This is a genomic window from Agarivorans sp. D1326, assembly GCF_056958115.1.
On sequence record NZ_JBTWEN010000003.1, the window covers coordinates 273,953 to 294,032 of the forward strand.

The window sequence follows — 20,080 nt, forward strand, 5'->3', positions numbered from 1 at the left end:
ATTTCTTGGTAAGTGGTCGAAATAGCACTTAAGTGGTGTTGATTAATTTAACAATGTTATAAGCCAAAATGCTCTTTGATTGCTTTGAAGTAGCGTCGGCTTACCGGCAACTGTGTGCCACTTTTAGTGAACAATACCGCTCCGCCATTATCTTCTAAAGAGATTTCGGAAATGGCTTCCACGTTAACCAAGTGTTGGCGATGGCAACGTAACAAAGCGGATTTGTCCTCAAGTACTTTTAGCGTTAGCTGGGTATGGTAGGTGCCATTTTCGGTGGCAACATGCACACCGCTTATATCGCTTGAAGCATGCTCGATATCTTCTAAGCGGATCAGTTTTACTCGTTGTTGGTAATAACAGGGTATTAATCTAAGTTGTTGCTCTTTTAGCATGGTTTGGTAGGAGTGATTAACTGCTGAATCAGCTTCGGTTTGCTTGATGGAAGGCAAGCGCTCTTTTAGGCGTTTAATCGACTTACACAAACGTTCCGAGTCAATCGGTTTTAGTAAGTAATCCACGGCATTTTGTTCGAAGGCATCTAGTGCGAATTGATCGTAAGCGGTCACAAACACAATCGCTGGCGCATTGTCGCTGTCAATCATATTCGCCAGTTCTAAACCGCTAATTTGTGGCATTTCTATATCTAAAAACAATACCTCGGCTTGCAGTTGCTTAAGGTGCTTTAAACACTCTATGGCGTTGCCAAATTGCGCGACGACTTCAATTTCAGGGTAGCTTTGCAGCATCTCCTGGAGCTCTTCTCTGGCTAAGGGTTCATCGTCGACAATGATCGCTCTCATTGGTTAGGCTCCTTGGGCAGCGAGATAATCACGCGGGTATATTGGTTTAGCTGGCATTCAACTTGTAACGCGAAAGATGCACCAAAGGCATTACGTAAGCGAGTATCCACAATATGCATGCCTAATCCTTCGCTGGTGGCTTGCTCTGGTTTTTGATAGAGGCCGGCGTTGTCTTCAACTACCAATTGTTTAACTCCATTATTTAGCCGGCTATAAATGGTAATTTTACCGGTTTCTAGTAAATGGGCTGTGCCGTGTTTAATGGCGTTTTCTACTAAAGGTTGCAGGGTAAAAGTGGGTAGCTCAAGCTGCATAAATGCTTCGTCGATGTCTTGTTTTATCACCAAACGATCAGCAAAGCGCACTTGCTCAATATGCAGATAAGCATTTACATGTTCGAGCTCGGCACTCACCAAACTGGTTTGCTGATTGCGTTTTAAGTTAATCCGCAAGAACAAGGCTAAATCAGCAATAAGTTGACGGGCAGAGCTGGCATCGCGTTTTACCACCGCGCTAATGGTATTTAAGGCGTTAAACAAAAAGTGTGGGTTAATTTGGGCGCGCGCCAGTTTTAGCTCAGCTTCGGTGAGTAGTTGTTGCTGTTGCTGAACATGGCTATCACGTAATTGTTCCGCAATAACCTTGGCAATACCTTCGCCTAAGGCGCGGTTAATGTGTAAAAACAAGCGGCGTTTCGACTCATAGAGTTTCACTGTGCCAATCACATCGTTCTCGCTGCCGCGAATCGGCACCACTAATGATGAGCCTAGTGGGCACTTATCGCTGGAGCTGCATTGATAAGGCTCTTCAACACCGTCGGCAAATACTACTCGGTTTTCGTTAATTGCTTGGTGAGTTTGTTTGGATGCAATAGGGCGACCCGCGTGGTGGTGATCACTTCCTAAGCCTTTAAAAGCTAAAACCTGTTGGGTATCGGTAATAGCGACCGCAGAAACCCCGGTTTCTTCATGAATGATATTGGCGATACGCACCGCATCTTGTTGTTTGAAACCTTGATGAAAGACACCTACCATGCGTTGCGCAAGGTTAAGCGCTTTAGCTGAAGAATGACTACTAAATTTGTCATAAAGGCGGCGGCGGTCGCGAATCATCATCATGAATAAAGCGGCGCCAACAGAGTTGGCTAAAACCATAGGAAGGGCGATAACTTCTACTAAGGCTAGTGCCTGCTCAAAGGGTTTAGCAATAAGCAAAATTAGTAACATTTGCAGGGTTTCGGCGATTAAGGTTGCAACAAAGGCAATCGTGGGCGAAAACAAATGTTCGTTGTGCAAGCTGCGCCTGCGGATCCATAAATGAAATAAGCCGCCAACTAAACCTTCAAGCGTGGTTGAAACCGCGCAGGCCACGTCGGTAAATCCGCCCATAAAGTAGCGATGCATGCCTCCGGTAAAACCTACCAGCAAACCCAGCACTGGACCGCCAAATAAACCACCAAGCACGGCGCCAACTGCGCGAGTATTAGCAATGGCGTCGTCAATCGCCAAACCAAAATAGGAGCCTAGAATACAGAAGCCCGAAAACAAGCAATAAATGGTGAGCGTATTCGGTAAACGTGGCGATAGATTAGTAAGCGGAAGAAAGGCTGGCGTTTTACTCAGCAGGTAGGCAATGACCAGAAAAACGCTCATTTGCTGGGCTAAAGACAATAGCAGGGAAAAATCACTCAATATCATCAGCTATTAAAGCCTCGCTAGTTGGCGAAAGGATATCTGGCATTCACAGTAGATAGCAGCATATTAGCATACTGTTTACAGCAACTAATAGGACTTACCAAAATCGCTGGTAAAGCTCTTAACAAGCTGGTAACGCTTGACCGCTTGCAAATGGTGCAAGCACTGGTATTGTGATGGGTTTCTATAATAATTAATCCCAAAATGGGAAAGGAAATGTGTGGCTAAATCCGCCACCGGAGTAAAAGAGCAAATGCAAAAAGATCCAATTAACGATATTCATATCTCGTCAGAACAAGTCCTTATCACACCAGAACAGTTACGCGAGAAGCTTCCAGCTTCTGATGAAGCATTACAATTTGTACTGCAGTCGCGCAAAACTATCGCCGATATTTGCCACAAACGTGATTCACGTTTATTGGTTATTACTGGCCCTTGTTCTATTCACGATTTAGAACAGGCGAAAGAATATGCTTCGCGCCTGAAGAAACTTCACGATCAATATAGCGATCGCCTATTTATCGTTATGCGGGTGTATTTTGAAAAACCTCGTACTACCGTAGGTTGGAAAGGTTTCATCAACGATCCTCACATGGATAACTCTTTTGATGTGGAAACCGGTCTTCACAACGCCCGTGAACTGCTAACTTGGACCGCCGAGTTAGGTTTACCTGTGGCCACCGAAGCGCTAGATCCAATTAGCCCGCAGTACCTATCAGAATTGTTCTCTTGGGCTGCTATTGGTGCACGTACTACCGAGTCACAAACTCACCGTGAAATGGCCAGTGGTTTGTCTATGCCTGTTGGCTTTAAAAATGGTACCGATGGCAACTTAGGTACAGCAATTAATGCAATGCAATCGGCTGCTCACTCGCACCGTTTCATGGGTATTAACCAACAAGGTCAAGTGTCTTTGTTGCAAACTCAAGGCAACCCAGATGGCCACGTAATTTTACGTGGTGGTAAACAGCCTAACTATGATTCAGTAAACGTGGCACTGGCTGAGCAAGCGATGGAAAAAGCTGGTTTAGCGCCTACTCTTGTAGTGGATTGTAGCCACGCTAACTCTAGCAAGAACCATGAACTTCAGCCTTTGGTTGCGGCTAACGTGATTAATCAAATTGAAGAAGGCAATAAATCAATTATTGGCTTAATGTTAGAAAGTAACTTGGAAGCGGGTAACCAGCCAAGTGAAGCTCCTAAGTCAGCACTTAAATACGGTGTATCGGTAACCGATGCGTGTATTGATTGGGATGCAACTGCAACGTTGATCGACAAAATGTTCAACGAACTTGGCGACAGCCTAGCTAAACGCCTAGAAAAATAATAACGGAAACAACATGGTTCAAGCTCTAAATCTTTTACGTGACCAAATCGATGAAGTGGATCAACAGCTTCTAGATTTGCTACAGCAACGTATTCAGCTGGTTCATAAAGTAGGTGAAGTTAAAACCCAGCATGGTTTACCTATTTATGCACCGGATCGCGAAGCAGCTATGTTGGCTAAGCGTCGCGCCGAGGCTGAAAACAAAGGTGTACCGCCAGCGTTAATCGAAGACGTATTGCGTCGAGTGATGCGTGAGTCGTATACCAGTGAAAAAGACAGTGGTTTTAAAACGATAAATCCTGAGCTTGGCAATATTGTTGTGATTGGTGGTCGTGGGCAACTAGGCCGTTTGTTTGTACAAATGTTTACTTTGTCTGGCTACCAAGTTGATGTCATTGGCAAAGAAGATTGGGATAAAGCCCCCGAACTATTTGCTACCGCCGGTTTAGTGTTGGTTTCTGTGCCAATCAACCTTACAGAGACGGTGATTGCCCAATTAGGTAATCTGCCTGAAAACTGTATCTTGGCCGACATCACTAGTATTAAGTCTGCGCCGCTAAACAAAATGTTGGCTGTGCACAAAGGTCCAGTAGTGGGCTTGCATCCCATGTTTGGCCCAGATGTACCTAGTCTTGCTAAGCAGGTTATCGTTTACGCCGATGGACGTGGCGGTGAGCAGTACCAGTGGCTATTGCAGCAAATGGGCATTTGGGGCGCACGTTTACATGCCGTAGAAGCAGAAAGCCATGATAAAGCGATGACTTTGATTCAGTCTTTGCGTCACTTTACGTCTTTTGCTTATGGCATGCATTTGGCGCAGGAAGATGCAGACTTAAAACTGTTACTAGACTTAAGCTCTCCGATTTATCGCTTAGAGCTGGCCATGGTTGGACGTTTATTTGCCCAGTCTCCTGATTTGTACGCCGATATTATTATGGCATCAGAGCAGAGCGCTGCGATGATTAAGCGTTACCACCAACACTTTGGTGAATTGGTTGAGCTGGTAGAGAATAAAGATCGCGAAGGCTTTATTGCGTCTTTTGAGCGGGTGAGTGACTGGTTTGGTGATTACTCGCAAGAGTTCTTAAAAGAAAGCCGCAGCTTATTACAGCAAGCTAACGACAGCCGACGCTCTTAGGTTTTGTAGTTAGTGATTAGCCAGCCCTTAGGGTTGGCTTTTTTATGCGCTTTATTAGCTTATTTTTTATAGATGGTCTTCGAAAGCCGCTTGCTGTTCATATTCAGCAATTTTTTGTTTTAACCAGCTCAGCGCCTCACCCTTATCAGTAAATATTTGTACCGTTTCCCCTGCTTGAATATATATTTGGCTTAAATGCCATTTAGCGAGCTCTGGTACGCTGGCGTGGGTAAGGATTAAGGCGGTGGCAACTCGACCACGCTGTTTTTCAACTTTTAACCACTCAATTAATTGGTTTGCTGCATCTTCGGTATAAAAGGTTTCTCCATGAAATGTGGCTAAAACTCCCCATGGCGAATCTAATAATTGGTCTAATATAGGAGCGGCAGCACCGCCGCTTTCCTCCATTTGTTCAAGATTCCAAGGGCCTGTGCCCTCAATCTCCATTATCTGTCCATTAAGTGAAAACTCAATAGAACCATGTGCTTCTCGCAATGCCGTCTCCCACAAACACTAAACCGACGAAATTGTATTGGCTTGTTAGTTTAAGTTAATGCTAGATCTCCAGTTCAGCAAGTTTCAGTTAACGAATTCGACTAATTTATAATCCCAACAAAATTGAAAAAAAGCTGAAGCTGTTAACCAAAAGCCGCTTGGGCATTAGCTATAAAGCTCCTTAGTTTATGGAAATGCTGGCAAATTGTGGGTTAGCTAAAGCTGCGTTTCACCGAGATAACAAAAAAACTGGTTTATTTAGCCTATTCATTGCGCCTAACTATGTTTATTCCCCGCTATATTGGTTAAAATTGCGCGTTTTTGGTACTTCGACGTAGGTCATTGCAGGATGTTTGAAATTAATTCGGTGAACAACTCACTAGCAGATATTAAAGAGCGCACAGAAGTGCTCCGGGGGTATCTTTGACTACGATGCAAAAGCAGAGCAGTTAGAAGAAGTCAGTCGCGAATTAGAACAACCAGAAATTTGGAATGACCCGGCGCGCGCGCAAGCCTTAGGCAAAGAACGCTCAGCGCTAGAGTTGGTGGTAAAAACTATCGACAACCTTACTCAAGGCATCGAAGATGTTGCTGGTTTGGTTGAGCTGGCGGTAGAAGCAGAAGATGAAGAAACCTTCGAAGAAGCTCAAGCCGAAGCTGAAGACTTAGTTAAACAATTAGAGAAGCTTGAATTTCGCCGTATGTTTGCCGGCGAGATGGATGAGAGCGATTGCTACATCGATATTCAATCTGGCTCTGGTGGCACCGAGGCTCAAGATTGGGCCAATATGATGCTACGTATGTATTTGCGTTGGTGTGAAGCCCACCAGTTTAAAGCTGAGTTAGTTGAAGTCTCTGATGGTGATGTTGCTGGCATTAAAGGCGCAACGATTAAAGTAAGTGGCGAATATGCTTACGGCTGGCTGAGAACAGAAACCGGCGTGCACCGTTTGGTTCGTAAATCTCCCTTTGATTCTAGCGGGCGTCGTCATACCTCGTTTGCATCAGCTTTTATTTACCCAGAAATTGATGACAGTATTGAAGTAGACATTGACCCAGGTGATTTGCGCATTGACGTATACCGAGCCTCAGGCGCGGGTGGTCAGCACGTAAACAAAACCGAATCGGCGGTGCGAATTACCCACTTGCCTACCAATACAGTGGTGCAGTGCCAAAGCGGTCGTTCGCAGCACAAGAACAAAGACGAAGCGATGAAACAGCTTAAAGCTAAGTTGTTTGAGCTAGAGTTGCAAAAACAGAATGCCGAGAAAAAAGCGGCGGAAGACAATAAGTCGGATATTGGCTGGGGCAGTCAAATTCGATCTTATGTATTAGATGATTCAAGAATTAAAGATCTTCGAACCGGTATTGAGAACCGTAATACTCAAGCCGTGTTAGATGGTGATTTAGATAAATTTATAGAAGCTAGCCTTAAGTCAGGGCTGTAACGAGCAAGGTTTTCACATGTCGGAACAAACAGAACAAAGTCTGGAACAAGCAGCACAAGAAGAAAATAAACTGATCGCAGAGCGTCGCGCTAAGTTAGACAAAATTCGCGAAACTTGCTCGGCTAACGGCCACCCAAATGACTTTAAACGTGAGCACCTAGCTGACGATTTACAGCAGCAGTTTGGCGAACAATCTAAAGAAGATTTAGAAGTAGCCGGTAACGTAGCCGCTATTGCTGGTCGTATTATGGCTAAGCGTGGGCCATTTTTAGTGATTCAAGATGTATCGGGTCGCATTCAAGCTTACGCGCCTAAGCCGGTGCAAAAAGAGCTAAAAGAAATTGGTGGCTTAGACATTGGCGACATCATTGGTGTTAAAGGTGTGCTGCACAAATCAGGTAAAGGTGACCTTTACGTGAACATGGACGAGTATGCTTTGCTAACTAAAGCCTTGCGTCCATTGCCAGAGAAATTCCACGGTTTAACCGACCAAGAACAGCGTTACCGTCAGCGTTATGTTGATTTGATCGTGAACGACGATTCACGCCAAGCCTTTATGGTGCGCTCTAAGTTGGTAGCCGGTATTCGCCGCTTTATGGAGTCTAAGAACTTCATGGAAGTGGAAACGCCAATGATGCAAGTGATCCCAGGCGGCGCCACTGCCCGTCCATTTATCACGCATCACAACGCGCTAGATCAACAGATGTTCCTGCGTATTGCACCAGAGCTTTACTTGAAGCGTCTAGTGGTAGGTGGCTTTGAGCGCGTATTCGAAATTAACCGTAACTTCCGTAACGAAGGTCTGTCGCCGCGCCATAACCCAGAATTCACCATGATGGAATTCTACATGGCCTACGCCGACTACAACGATCTAATGGATCTAACCGAAGAAATGCTGCGCACTGTTGCGGTTGAGGTTCTAGGTTCTTCTTCTATGCCTTACGGCGACGAGACGGTGGAGTTTGCTGGTAGCTACCCACGCTTGAGCATGTTGCAAGCGATTAAGCAGTACAACCAAGAGCACGCCGATATTCAAGCTTTAGATTACGACAAAGTGCAAGACCGCGAGCACATGGTTAGCATTGCTAAATCAGTTGGCGTTGAAGTAGAGAAGTTCTGGACTTGTGGCCAGCTACTTGAAGAAATCTTTGGTGAGACTGCTGAGCCTAAGCTAATTCAGCCAACCTTTATTACTGAATACCCAGCAGAAATCAGCCCGTTAGCGCGTCGTAACGACGACAACGCCTTCATCACTGACCGTTTTGAGTTCTTCATCGGTGGCCGTGAAGTGGCTAATGGCTTCTCTGAGCTTAATGATGCAGAAGACCAAGATGCGCGCTTTAAGGCGCAGGTTGAGGCTAAAGATGCTGGCGATGATGAAGCTATGTTCTACGACGCCGATTACATCACCGCCCTAGAGCACGGCCTACCACCAACGGCTGGTCAAGGTATTGGTATTGACCGTCTAGCGATGCTCTTCACCAACACTCATACCATTCGAGACGTGATTTTGTTCCCAGCGATGCGCCCTCAAGCTTAAGTTCACAAATAAGCTATTAAAGGCCATACACTTTTTACAGTGTGTGGCTTTTTTTTTGTGCTTTTTCGTTATAGTAGCGATAACGAAGACTAAGCTCATTGAGAGTAAGCTTGGTTTAGTTAAAAGCAATTAGCGTAATTAAGGGGGAAGGGTAGTGAAAATGCTGTTGTCAGGAATAGTAGTGATTGTACTGGTTATAGTTGGGTTTATGGTTTACAAAAACCTTAGCACTCCAAGTGACCTAGGTTTGCAATCGGGTCGATTGGCGCCATTAGCCAGTTCTCCAAATGGGGTGTCTAGTTATGCCGAAGGTGATAAAAAAGTAGCTGCCTTGCCATTTAAAGCCGATTTGAAAAGCACCCAACTAGCCGCCTTACGCGCTTTTGCTCATATGCCAAATAATCAAGTCATTAGCCGAGATGAGCAATATGTACACGCGGTTTTTTATAGTCCAACAGTAGGCTATCGCGATGATGTAGAGTTACACTTCGACCAAGCCGAGCAGTTAGTCCATTTTCGTTCTCAATCGCGAGTTGGCTACTCCGATATGGGTATAAATAATCAGCGATATCAAGAGTTTGCTAAGTTATACCTAGAAGCTGAATAATAGCCATAAAAGCGTGAGCCAAGTTGCAGTTAGCGCAGCTTGGCTTTACCTAATGGACTTTATTGGCTTAGCTTAAGGGTATTCTCATTGGTAGTTGGTGATGCCGTGAAAGCATGTCTGTTTAGTCTGTTGATTCTTGTAAGCTGTCAATCTCTTGCAAACGAAGTTTCCTCAAAACCCCGTTTTTTGGTGGTTCCCAAAACCGTTACTAATCCCTTTTTTGATGATGTTGAGAAAGGGTGTTTGCAAGCAGCTGCAGAGCTAGATGTTGAATGTGTGTATATTGGCCCTGAAGAGGCCGATGCACGGTACCAAGACCAAATTATTTCTCAGCAAATTGAGCAAGGGCTAGACGGTATTTCGGTATCGGTAATAAATTCTCGGGTGCTTACTCACCGCAGTATGCAATTGGCCAAGCAAAATCAAATCCCCGTGGTTACATTTGATTCTGATTTTTCTGAAAAAGCCTTGGCAGCCGATCCCAAACTACGACATAGCTACATTGGAACCGATAACTTTCAGTTTGGCTTTCAGCTGGGGCGTTTAACCCAAGCTTTAAAACCGCAAGGAGGCTCGTTTTGCATTATTACCGGACACAAGGGCGCAGCCAATTTGGTGGAACGTATAAGCGGGGTGTATGCCGGCTTAGGCTTTAACAATAACAGCGGTAAAAGTGATTTATGGGAAGAGCTTAGTCGCTGCCCAATCTATTCCGATGACGAGGCTCAGCGCTCATTAAATAATCTCGATAGAATGCTACGTTTACATCAATATGAGCCGAAGTTGCTTGATGTAATTATTACTGTTGGTGCGTGGCCACAAACTTTGGAGTTTAAATACTCAGATGTTGTGTCGCCGCATAGTGATAGTTTAGCATCAAAGCGTTTATTGCTTATTTTTGGTGATACCCTCGAAGTACAAAAGCGGCTATTAGCCCAAGGCTTGGCTCATGGCAATGTTGGTCAGTCGCCTTACGATATGGGCTACCAATCAATTTATACGCTGTATAGCATTCACCAAGGTAAAGCGGTAGAACCGTTAATACACACCAAGCTGGAACGTTGTGTATTTGGTCAAATACCTATGTGCCAGTAAACATGCTTACAATCTTTATATTGATAAGCTAACCAGCTTGTTAGACACTGGCGAAAATTTCTACATTAGATCAATTACTTGAATCAAGCGCCAGTCATTTCTGCCTTAGCCAAAAAACTTGGTCATTCCCACTTACAAGTAGCGGGTGAATATTGGCACTTGGCCGATGTATTGTGTTTGCAATCGATGTTGTTGCTGCATGCTCCTTCACTAAAAGAGGGCTTGGTGTGGTGGAGTAAAAGCCTCTCTCTGTTTGATAGAAGTGTTTATGTTGAGGTGAGCGACGATAAGCAAGATTTAACCCTAAGCTTACAAACCCGCGATTCACAAGTGTTACCTGCTTGGAGTGAACTACTGCTAGATAACCTGTATCAGCAGCTGCAGCAATTCAACAACCCACTGATTACCTGCCATTTTGGTGGTACAAGTTTGCAGGTGGCTGCCAAAGCCCTTCCGCTTAGCTTACAGGCTAAATCGGCGAGCCACAGTTTTGCTAAAAAAGTGTATTCACTACTATTGCATCAATCGATTGAATCGCCAGACTTACAGTTACAACTAAAACGCTCTATTCAACGCTCGCTTGATAAGCCACTAAACCTAGAGCTTGTGGCTAAAAAAATTGGTTTGTCGACGCGTACTTTGCAGCGGCGTTTAGCCGAGAAGCAGCTTAATTTCTCTCAACTGGTTGAAGATGAGAAGAAGACTTTGGCGCTAAATTTGTTAGCCGATACCCAGTTGCCTATTTCTAGTATTGGCTTGCGTTTAGGTTATGACGACCCCTCTAATTTTCACCGCTCATTTCGTCGCTGGTTTAAGTTTACCCCTAGTTTTTATCGCCAGCGCTGTGTGCAAAATCGCAGTCAATTAAGGTCGCAGCCAGTACGTTTACATTATGCGCGTGGACCCATAGGCGAGGCCGAGGAATTACATACTCAAGAAGGTCAAGTTTGGTTAGAAGTGGATAACATTGCCTTCGAAAAAGTAGTGACCGTTGAGTGTAAAGACAGGGATGGCATATGGCGCCATTACCCGGCATTTTTTGCCGATTTTTTAAGTGATGGCACCGAGCTTTGGTCTACCGCCAACCTGCCGGTTGCTCACCCCTTATGTTTTCGTCTGCGTTATGAAGTAGATGGAGAAAGCTATGTGGATGATAACCAACAGCGAGATTACTTAGTCAGTGAACGTTTGCTACTGGGCACTCCGGCCTATATTGTGCCCACTCTTAGCATTATTAAAACCGGTTTTGCTTACCAGTTGTTTATTGAGCTTGCTTGCCAATTAGAGCAAGTCAGCAAAATACTTTGTTATCTGGGAGAGCATTCTCAGCCGCTGGCGCTGCAGCAAGTGAGCAGTAATAAACAATACAGTATTTGGACCTTATCCAGCCCTTTTCCGGCCCTCGCCGAGCATTGCCGTTTTAGAGTATTTGACCAACACGATAATGAATTAGCTGAGCAGCACTACCCGCAGCGCTATCAATTTGTTCCTCCATTGTTATAAGCCATAAGCTTACTCTCCAGAAATAGCTACTAAGTTCACAGAATGCTTTAGCTGGCATGCTGCTGCATATTATTTGGCACCAAATGACACTACGCGCCATGAGTGTCTGGATTATTGTTCTCCGCAAGATAAATCATAAAGGAATGAAATATGTTGCGGGGAAGAAATAACATACTAAAACCATTGAATATGGTGGCATTATCAGTTGCGGTGGCGCTAAGTGGCTGTAATTCCGATGAACAGCAGAGTGAAACTACCGGAAGTCATGTGGCATCACCGGAATGGCAAGATCAAATTATCTACTTTTTAATGATTGATCGTTTTAACAATGGCGATCCTAGTTTGAGCGATCAAGGGCAGGGCGAGTTTGACCCAAGTTCAGACAAAAAATTTAGTGGTGGTGACTTAGTGGGCATAGCCGACAAGCTAGATTACATTCAACAGCTTGGTGTCACATCGGTTTGGCTAACGCCACCGGTTGCTAATCAGTGGTGGGATAATGAGCAAAACTATGGTGGTTACCATGGCTACTGGGCGAGAGATTTTCAGAAAGTTGATGAGCACTTTGGTGATTTGACCAGCTACCAAGATTTAGCGCGAGAAATCCACGGCCGCAATATGTACCTCATTCAAGATATTGTGACTAACCATGTAGGAAACTATTTCACTTATGATCAACCTTGGGAATACGACTCAAGCTTGCCATGCCAAGGGTTCCGCTTAATAGATAGCCCCTTAGTTGAAGGGCAAGAACTACCTTATCCCTTAAACCAAAATAACTGTAATGAAGATGGTTCTGGGATCTACCACTGGACGCCAAGCATTAGCGACCATAACGATTCTATTCAGGAGAAAAACTGGCAGCTGTCTGATTTAGATGATTTAAATACCGCTCACCCGGAAGTGCGTGCCTATTTGAAAGAAAGTTATAGAAAATGGATACGTGAGGTGGGGGTGGATGCTTTTCGTATCGATACCGTCAAGTTTGTAGAACACGAGTTTTGGACCGACTTTTTACATGCCAACGATGGAGTAATGGCACAAGCAGAACAAACAGGGCGGAGCAATTTTCTTACCTTTGGTGAAGTATTCGAGAGCTCAAGTGCTTATAACACCGAAGGCGAGCAAAAAATGCTGAGTTACCTAGGGGATGCAGATAACAAACAACTGGCATCCTTACTTAACTTCCCCTTGCAAACCACCATGACGCGAGTATTTGCTGCCGGGCAACCTACCAATTATCTACGGTTTCGTATAGAAAAAATGATGGAGCTGTTTCCTAACCCATACATTTTGCCCAACTTTATCGACAACCACGATATGCCGCGCTTTTTGTCACAAGCTAGCCAAGCAGATTTAAAACAAGCGCTAATGACCATTTTAAGCATTCCGGGCATTCCGGTGATTTATCAAGGCACAGAGCAAGCAATGAGTGCGAGTCGAGACGCGATGTTTGAGGGAGGCTATCGCGAAGATGGTGAGTCGCTCGACTCCTTCGACAGCGGCAGCGAGATGTATTTGTTTATACAACAATTAGCGACGCTACGTAATAATAATCCTGTGATGACGCGTGGAGATATTGAGGTGTTGGCTAGCGACAAGTCGGGTGCCGGTGTATTTGCATTTACTCGTCAGTTAGCGGAGCAAGAAGTGCTGGTAATAATGAATACCGCTAATCAACCCATGCTGTTAAACAGGTTGGCTCTAGACCAAGCAGAAGGCACGGTATTTGAACAGCAAATTCAAGCCAATTGGATACAAGCACCAGCGGGTTTAGTAGTGGATGCAAACGGTGAAGTAAGTGTTGAACTGCCAGCAAAAGCCGCGGTGTTGTATTTTAAAACGAATACTATTGCGGAAGTAGATACTGCTAATTTGGGCATCAGCCTAGATGAAGATTGGACAAACCGAGTGATTAGCGCAGATACCCAGATAACTGGCCGCGCTCAAGCAAATACTCAATTGCAATTGGTGGTGAATGGAAACTTAGCCACAGCAACAGACATACAAGTTGATTCGCAAGGGCAATGGTCGGCCATGTTATCAACTCGACATTTCGCGATCGGTGAGCAGCAGCATCGTTTTGCTATTTATTCAGCCGAAGAAAAAGCCGGTTTAGCCGACGTGCATTTCACTTCAGATTTAGCTTGGTCTGATACACCTGATTTAAGCATTGATGATAGCAACGATGTGCAAGAAGGAACGGGTGGTCCTAATGGTAGTTACTCGTTGCCAGGTGACCCTAGCTTTGACAAGGTAAACAGCCAGTTAGCAATTAACCAAGCTGAAGTGTACTCCGTAGGAAGCAATATTCGACTTAAACTAACCATGGATAAACTCACCGATACTTGGTTGCCACCAAATGGCTTCGACCACGTAGGTTTTACCGTGTTTATTGATTTACCCGAAGACCAAGGGCCTAGCGCAACCGTTCTACCAAAAATTAATGCCAACATGCCTAGTGGTACTTGGAGCCGAAATGCGGTGATATTTGGCTGGCAAAGTTCTATTTATAATGCTCAAGGTGCCGATGCGGATAATTGGGGGGAAGCAGTAACACCTGCACCAAAAGTGACTGTAGATAAGGCTCAGCAAGTCATCTATCTTGATTTTGCAAGTGATTCTCTTGGTAGGCCAAATAGTTTAGATGGTATCCGTTTTTACCTTTCTACCTGGGACTTAGATGGTTTGTCTGCTGTTTATAGACCACTTGCTGAAGATGCTGGCCCGTGGAATTTTTCTGGTGGCGAGGCTAACCAAGAAAAGATTTGGGATGAGTTGCCTATTATCACTCTTAGTGAATAAGCAGCATTGATGATAAAGCCTTCAATGAGTAAGGCTTTATTTACAGCTAAATTGTAATAAATTCAGTGTGTTTCTTATTTTTATTGATCTCGTTATCAATAAATTGATAAAACCTTTTTTCCGTTTATGCTCATCGGTTTTTGCGATGGGCTTTTTACATTCAAGGATCTAAGGATGAATAAGCAACAACTGAAAAGTGTAATGATTAGTGCTGTATTAGGTTTTTCGGGCAGTGTATTGGCAGAAGGCAATGGGCACTGGGGCTATTCTGGTCATCAAGGGCCTGAGCATTGGGGTGAGTTAGCCCCCGAGTTTAGCCTTTGCGCAAGCGGCAAAAATCAATCACCTATTAATATTGATGGCACAACCAAAGGTGAGCTGCCAACTTTGGCGCTTAGTTATAAAGCCGCAGGCAGTGAAGTCATCAACAATGGGCATACTATTCAAGTGAACTACCAGCCTGGCAGCAGTATTAGCCTTGCTGGGCATAGCTTTGAGTTAAAACAGTTTCATTTCCATTCACCCAGTGAAAACACCTTAAAAGGAAAGTCATTCCCGCTGGAAGCGCACTTTGTACATGCCGATGAAGATGGTCACTTGGCGGTGGTGGCAGTAATGTTCGAGCAAGGAGATGAGAACCAAGAATTGGCAAAAGCATGGGCGCAAATGCCCAAACATGCTGGCGAGCAAGCAGCCTTGCTTGATCCGGTAGATGGATTGGCGCTGTGGCCAAAGAGTCACGAGTACTACCGCTTTAATGGCTCATTAACAACACCGCCGTGTAGCGAAGGAGTCACTTGGTTGGTGCTAAAAAAACCAGTTAGTGCTTCCGAGCAGCAAATTCGTGACTTTACTGCAGTAATGAAACACCCCAACAATCGCCCTGTTCAAGCAGTTAATGCGCGGGTCATTGTTGAATAAATCCGCTAATAGCAATATGCCGGGGCTTTAGTTCCGGCAGTCTCACTGAACGCCAAAATATTCTTTAGATTTAAAATAATACAATTAGTCAATGGCTGGTTTTAAATTTTGCCTAAAACTAGATCTGTATTGATGTATTTCGTGAAATCACTATGAAACCACTATTCGTTGAGTTATTTCTCTGACTATTTATCTATTGTTTGTTTTGTTAATAGTTTTATTTGTCATTAATTGAAAAGGAGCGTCACCGATATGAACATCAGTACTTTAGAAAAACTCAACAATAGTAAGCGTGTTAACCCTATTTCTCGATTAAGTCTTAGTGTAGCGGCGGGCTTGTTGGCCTTGTCTAGTTTGCCTGCAGTGGCAGGTTTTAGTACCTCAGGTACTCAACTGCTAGACGCTAACGGGCATGAGGTAATTATGCGCGGGGTAAACCATGCTCACGCTTGGTATAACTACCGCCAAGGTGCATTTAGAGACATTGCTGAAGCTGGCGCAAATACCGTGAGGGTGGTGCTAAGTGATGGTCAGCAGTTTGCTAAAAACGATGCAGAAGACGTGGCCAAAGTGGTTAAGATGTGTAAGTTAAATCGTTTAGTCTGTGTGCTTGAAGTGCATGATGTAACAGGATCAGGTGAAAAAGCTGAGGCCGGCGATTTACAAACCACAGCCGCTTATTGGGTGGAACTTGCAGATGTGCTTAAGGGTGAAGAAGACTATGTGATCATCAACATTGCTAACGAACCCTTTGGTAACAATGTACCTGCAGAAACCTATGTAAATGAACATAAAAAAGCGATAACAACGCTACGAGATGCTGGCTTTACCCACACCATAATGATTGATGCAGCAAACTGGGGACAAGATTGGCAGGAGATTATGTTAGACAATGCCACAGAGGTCGCTTCTGCAGATTCGTTAAACAACATTATGTTTAGTGTGCATATGTACCAGGTTTACCAAAACCGCGAGAAGATCGAGTCCTACGTATCTACCTTTTTGAGCCGCCACAACATGCCACTAATCGTGGGTGAGTTTGGCATGGATCATCAAGGACAAGATGTGGATGAAGATGCTATTTTGGCGGTGGCCGAAGAATATAAAATTGGCTACTTAGGTTGGTCTTGGTCGGGCAATACAGCGCCGGGTACATTTGAACTGGATATGACGGTTAACTTCGATGCCAGCAAACTCACTACTTGGGGCAAACGCCTAATCAATGGCGAAAATGGTATTAAACAAACCTCGGTTCTTGCTTCTGTGTTTGATGGCCAAGAACTACCGGTTGTTCAACAGTGTGATTTTTACGGCACCATTGTGCCTATTTGTTTATACGAAGATGCCGGACACTCTCAAGAAAATGGCGGCAACTGTGTGGGTTACACGATGTGTAGCGAAATTCCTGCAGGCTCGGGCGGCATAGTGGATGGTCCTGTAGACCCAACAGACCCAACAGACCCAACAGACCCAACAGACCCAACAGACCCAACAGACCCAACAGACCCAACAGACCCAACAGACCCAACAGACCCAACAGACCCAACAGACCCAACAGACCCAACAGACCCAACAGACCCAACAGACCCAACAGACCCAACAGACCCAACAGACCCAACAGACCCAACAGACCCAACAGACCCAACAGACCCAACAGACCCAACAGACCCAACAGACCCAACAGACCCAACAGACCCAACAGACCCAACAGACCCAACAGACCCAACAGACCCAACAGACCCAACAGACCCAACAGACCCAACAGACCCAACAGACCCAACAGACCCAACAGACCCAACAGACCCAACAGACCCAACAGACCCAACAGACCCAACAGACCCAACAGACCCAACAGACCCAACAGACCCAACAGACCCAACAGACCCAACAGACCCAACAGACCCAACAGACCCAACAGACCCAACAGACCCAACAGACCCAACAGACCCAACAGACCCAACAGACCCAACAGACCCAACAGACCCAACAGACCCAACAGACCCAACAGACCCAACAGACCCAACAGACCCAACAGACCCAACAGACCCAACAGACCCAACAGACCCAACAGACCCAACAGACCCAACAGACCCAACAGACCCAACAGACCCAACAGACCCAACAGACCCAACAGACCCAACAGACCCAACAGACCCAACAGACCCAACAGATCCAACAGATCCTGTTGATCCTAATGCTGCGTGTAAACACGTAGTGGTTAATTCATGGGAAGGTGGTTTCCAAGGGGCAGTGGTTATCACTAATACTGGCAGCGAACCCATCAATACTTGGCAAGTTAGCTGGGCGTATAGTGATGGTTCAAGCATTAGTAGCTCTTGGAATGCAGAGTTAAATTCTGCCGAGGGATACACCGCTTCTAACCTTGCTTGGAATAGCACTATTGCTGCTGGGCAGTCAGTTGAATTTGGCTTTACTGGAACTGGCGCGGGCATAGCTACCGCGGTAACCGGTGGCGTTTGCCAATAGTTGCCGTTGTTTAAGTAATAAAAGCCATGTTTTGCATGGCTTTTTTCCTTAAGTTTGGATTTAAGCAAGCACCATAGGAGCAGCCACTTGGTCGGCGCTATCTTTATCTTTTAGTTGAGCAATTAAGGCTAGGCTGAATTCAATGGCTGTGCCGGGGCCTTGGCTAGTGATGAGCTTATGGGGTTGATCAACCACTACTCTGTCTAGACTTAATTGGTTTTGTGGTAGCTGCTGGTGAAAGCCAGGGTGGCAAGTTACCGCAGCATCACCCAGTAAATTATGCTCTGCTAGTACTACAGCAGGAGCTGCGCAAATTGCGGCTAACCATTGCTTCGCTTTACGTTGCTTAAGCATGGTAATGAGTGATTCACAGTCACGGAAAGCCTCACTACCGGGAACACCACCGGGTAATACCAACATGTCGTAATCTGCAGCGTCTATTTCACTAATGTGTAAATCGGCCATCAGCTTTACGCCGCGAGAGGCAACAATATCTAAGCGTTTGTTGGCTTCTATACTCACTACGTCTACGATAATCTCGGCTCGGCGTAATACATCGATAATGCTTACGGCTTCAATCTCTTCACTGCCAGAGGCTATAGCTACCATCACTTTAGTCATTGTGTTTCTCCAATCGCTGGATCTGTTGCAGCATGTATTGATTATGTGGGCAAGCCAATTGATGTTTCGCAGCTTGCTTAACTATATAACCATTAATGTAGCCTATTTCACTAAGACGTTTGTGATGTATGTCTTGCTGCATAGAGGAAAAGTTATTGGCAGTTGCTTTCGCCACCTGCAACACCGTTTTGTGTAGGTCATCGGCACTTAAATCAAGCTGTTCTGCAGCGGCTACTTGGCTAACTTCATCGCAAAGTGCGGCAATGTCTTTGGCAAAACGTGTATCTAGCAACTCGCCGTTTCGGCATTGGTGCAATGCAGTGAGAGGGTTAATACAGCAATTGATTGCTAGTTTTCGCCACATAGCTGGGTAAATATTGTCTTGCCAACTTGCGCTTGGTAATGCTTGCTCAAGTGCCATCAAATCTTGTGGCTTTGTGGCGTTTTTTAGGTAAGGCCCAACAACAAGCTGACCCAAGCCAGTGTGTTTTAGCTGTAGTTGAGAATCGGTTTTTTCTTCAATAAGCGCGCCATGAGTATTACTGGCTAAATACAGTTGTTGGGGGGCTAGTTTATCTACGATCTCATGGTCTGCGCCCATCCCGTTCACCACTAGCATTAGTTTGCAATTGTCGGCTAGCTTAAACGCAGACAAGGCTTGTTTTACTTGGTGGGCTTTTACGCATAGTAGCAACCATCGGCAACTAGGTAAGTTGGGAAATACCTTTAAGTTGTTTGTAATCACGCCATATTCAAGGCTATCGAGTTGTAGTGTTAGGTCTTGATTATGCTTTAAGCGTGAGTCAACAAAACACACTTTTTGTTGTTGATGGCTCAACAAGCTGGCCAGTAAGCCACCTACGGCGCCTGCGCCAATAATGGCAAAGTCGTAATAGGGTTCTGTAGAAACAGTCATAAATAGACTCACTAATCTAACAAAATTGGCGCTAGCGTTGCCGCAAGCGATACTCTTTTAGTGGTAACGGGATATAATGCAGCAATTTTCGCATAAGGCCAGATTTTAGGGGAGAGAAAACATGCCTTCATTTGACATTGTTTCTGAGATAGATGCTAACGAAGTTCGCCATGCTTGTGATAATGCAATACGTGAACTGGAAACGCGTTTTGATTTTCGTGGTGTAGAAGCCAGCTTCGAATACAAAGATGAGTCAATTAAGATGACTGCCGAGGCTGAGTTTCAGTTACAGCAAATGCTGCATATTTTGCGTGGCACTTTAGTAAAGCGTTCGGTTGATGCTAAGTCGATTGATTTAGCCTCGGTAACCCGTAGCGGCAAAACCCACTCTCAAGTGGTTAACTTTAAAAACGGGATTGATCAAGCCACCGCTAAAAAAGTGGTTAAGCAGATCAAAGATGCCAAGCTAAAAGTTCAGGCCTCTATTCAAGGTGAACAAGTACGTGTTACTGGCAAGAAGCGTGATGATCTGCAAGCTGCGATGGCATTGGTACGCAGTGGTGAATACGACCAACCGTTCCAGTTTAATAACTTTCGCGACTAAGGCTGTATAGCCAAGGTTTGTTGAACTGCATAAACCGCCATCTGGCGGTTTTTTTGTGTCTGGTGCTTATCTCAAAAAC

16 protein-coding genes are annotated in these 20,080 nt (G+C 45.0%); 11 read left to right on the forward strand and 5 right to left on the reverse strand.

The window, feature by feature from the left end; all coding sequences use genetic code 11:
* Positions 1–56 precede the first annotated feature (56 nt).
* Together btsR and ACYFDN_RS07840 are read right to left on the reverse strand one after the other, a co-directional pair.
* Positions 57–800, reverse strand: a complete 744-nt coding sequence (btsR, locus tag ACYFDN_RS07835) for a two-component system response regulator BtsR (RefSeq protein ID WP_483510667.1) — start codon at positions 798–800, stop codon at positions 57–59.
* The gene (locus ACYFDN_RS07840) at positions 797–2,497 is read right to left on the reverse strand and encodes a LytS/YhcK type 5TM receptor domain-containing protein (RefSeq protein ID WP_338622059.1); all 1,701 of its coding nucleotides are present in this window, start codon (positions 2,495–2,497) and stop codon (positions 797–799) included. The genes btsR and ACYFDN_RS07840 overlap by 4 nt, the downstream gene beginning before the upstream one ends.
* 250 nt (positions 2,498–2,747) lie before the next feature.
* On the opposite strand from ACYFDN_RS07840, the gene ACYFDN_RS07845 reads away from it, so the two are divergent.
* Both ACYFDN_RS07845 and tyrA read left to right on the forward strand, forming a co-directional pair.
* On the forward strand, positions 2,748–3,821 hold the full coding sequence (locus ACYFDN_RS07845) for a 3-deoxy-7-phosphoheptulonate synthase (RefSeq protein WP_040306856.1): 1,074 nt from the start codon (positions 2,748–2,750) through the stop codon (positions 3,819–3,821).
* A 13-nt stretch (positions 3,822–3,834) separates the two neighbouring features.
* Positions 3,835–4,959 (forward strand): bifunctional chorismate mutase/prephenate dehydrogenase, encoded by a 1,125-nt coding sequence (gene tyrA, locus ACYFDN_RS07850; RefSeq protein ID WP_221076250.1) that lies wholly within the window; start codon positions 3,835–3,837, stop codon positions 4,957–4,959.
* 66 nt (positions 4,960–5,025) lie between these two features.
* Here tyrA and ACYFDN_RS07855 read toward each other — a convergent pair whose 3' ends face one another.
* A complete protein-coding gene (locus ACYFDN_RS07855) occupies positions 5,026–5,454 on the reverse strand; it encodes a hypothetical protein (RefSeq protein WP_215426336.1) in 429 nt (142 codons plus the stop codon).
* 349 nt (positions 5,455–5,803) lie between these two features.
* Between ACYFDN_RS07855 and prfB the strand changes: the two genes are divergently transcribed.
* From prfB to ACYFDN_RS07895, 8 genes are all read left to right on the forward strand, one after another.
* Positions 5,804–6,902 (forward strand): peptide chain release factor 2 gene (prfB, locus tag ACYFDN_RS07860; protein ID WP_215426335.1). Its coding sequence is split into 2 segments (ribosomal slippage): positions 5,804–5,878 and positions 5,880–6,902, totalling 1,098 coding nucleotides; the frame shifts between segments, so codons are not numbered across the junction.
* A gap of 16 nt (positions 6,903–6,918) precedes the next feature.
* The gene (gene lysS / locus ACYFDN_RS07865; protein WP_483510668.1) at positions 6,919–8,442 is read left to right on the forward strand and encodes a lysine--tRNA ligase; all 1,524 of its coding nucleotides are present in this window, start codon (positions 6,919–6,921) and stop codon (positions 8,440–8,442) included.
* 160 nt (positions 8,443–8,602) lie between these two features.
* The gene (locus tag ACYFDN_RS07870; RefSeq protein ID WP_051147561.1) at positions 8,603–9,049 is read left to right on the forward strand and encodes a DUF1499 domain-containing protein; all 447 of its coding nucleotides are present in this window, start codon (positions 8,603–8,605) and stop codon (positions 9,047–9,049) included.
* Between the two features lie 105 nt (positions 9,050–9,154).
* Positions 9,155–10,144 carry a substrate-binding domain-containing protein gene (locus ACYFDN_RS07875; RefSeq protein ID WP_215426334.1) on the forward strand — a complete coding sequence of 330 codons (990 nt, stop codon included), beginning with the start codon at positions 9,155–9,157 and terminating at the stop codon, positions 10,142–10,144.
* A gap of 78 nt (positions 10,145–10,222) precedes the next feature.
* Entirely contained in the window at positions 10,223–11,647 is a 1,425-nt protein-coding gene (locus tag ACYFDN_RS07880) for a helix-turn-helix domain-containing protein (RefSeq protein ID WP_483510669.1), read from the forward strand.
* Between the two features lie 150 nt (positions 11,648–11,797).
* Positions 11,798–14,452: an alpha-amylase family glycosyl hydrolase gene (locus ACYFDN_RS07885; protein ID WP_483510670.1), complete on the forward strand. Its 2,655-nt coding sequence runs from the start codon at positions 11,798–11,800 to the stop codon at positions 14,450–14,452.
* Between the two features lie 174 nt (positions 14,453–14,626).
* On the forward strand, positions 14,627–15,373 hold the full coding sequence (locus ACYFDN_RS07890) for a carbonic anhydrase (protein WP_338622054.1): 747 nt from the start codon (positions 14,627–14,629) through the stop codon (positions 15,371–15,373).
* A 252-nt stretch (positions 15,374–15,625) separates the two neighbouring features.
* Complete coding sequence (locus ACYFDN_RS07895) at positions 15,626–17,860, forward strand: cellulase family glycosylhydrolase (protein WP_483510671.1); 2,235 nt, start codon at positions 15,626–15,628, stop codon at positions 17,858–17,860.
* Between the two features lie 60 nt (positions 17,861–17,920).
* On the opposite strand, the gene ACYFDN_RS07900 is transcribed toward ACYFDN_RS07895, so the two are convergent.
* On the reverse strand, positions 17,921–18,481 hold the full coding sequence (locus tag ACYFDN_RS07900; protein WP_483510672.1) for a DJ-1 family glyoxalase III: 561 nt from the start codon (positions 18,479–18,481) through the stop codon (positions 17,921–17,923).
* Entirely contained in the window at positions 18,474–19,397 is a 924-nt protein-coding gene (locus tag ACYFDN_RS07905) for a ketopantoate reductase family protein (protein WP_483510673.1), read from the reverse strand. Before ACYFDN_RS07905 ends, ACYFDN_RS07900 begins: the two co-directional genes overlap by 8 nt.
* A gap of 121 nt (positions 19,398–19,518) precedes the next feature.
* Here ACYFDN_RS07905 and ACYFDN_RS07910 point away from each other — a divergent pair, with 121 nt between their 5' ends.
* The gene (locus ACYFDN_RS07910; protein WP_016400328.1) at positions 19,519–20,001 is read left to right on the forward strand and encodes a YajQ family cyclic di-GMP-binding protein; all 483 of its coding nucleotides are present in this window, start codon (positions 19,519–19,521) and stop codon (positions 19,999–20,001) included.
* Positions 20,002–20,080: the final 79 nt, after the last annotated feature.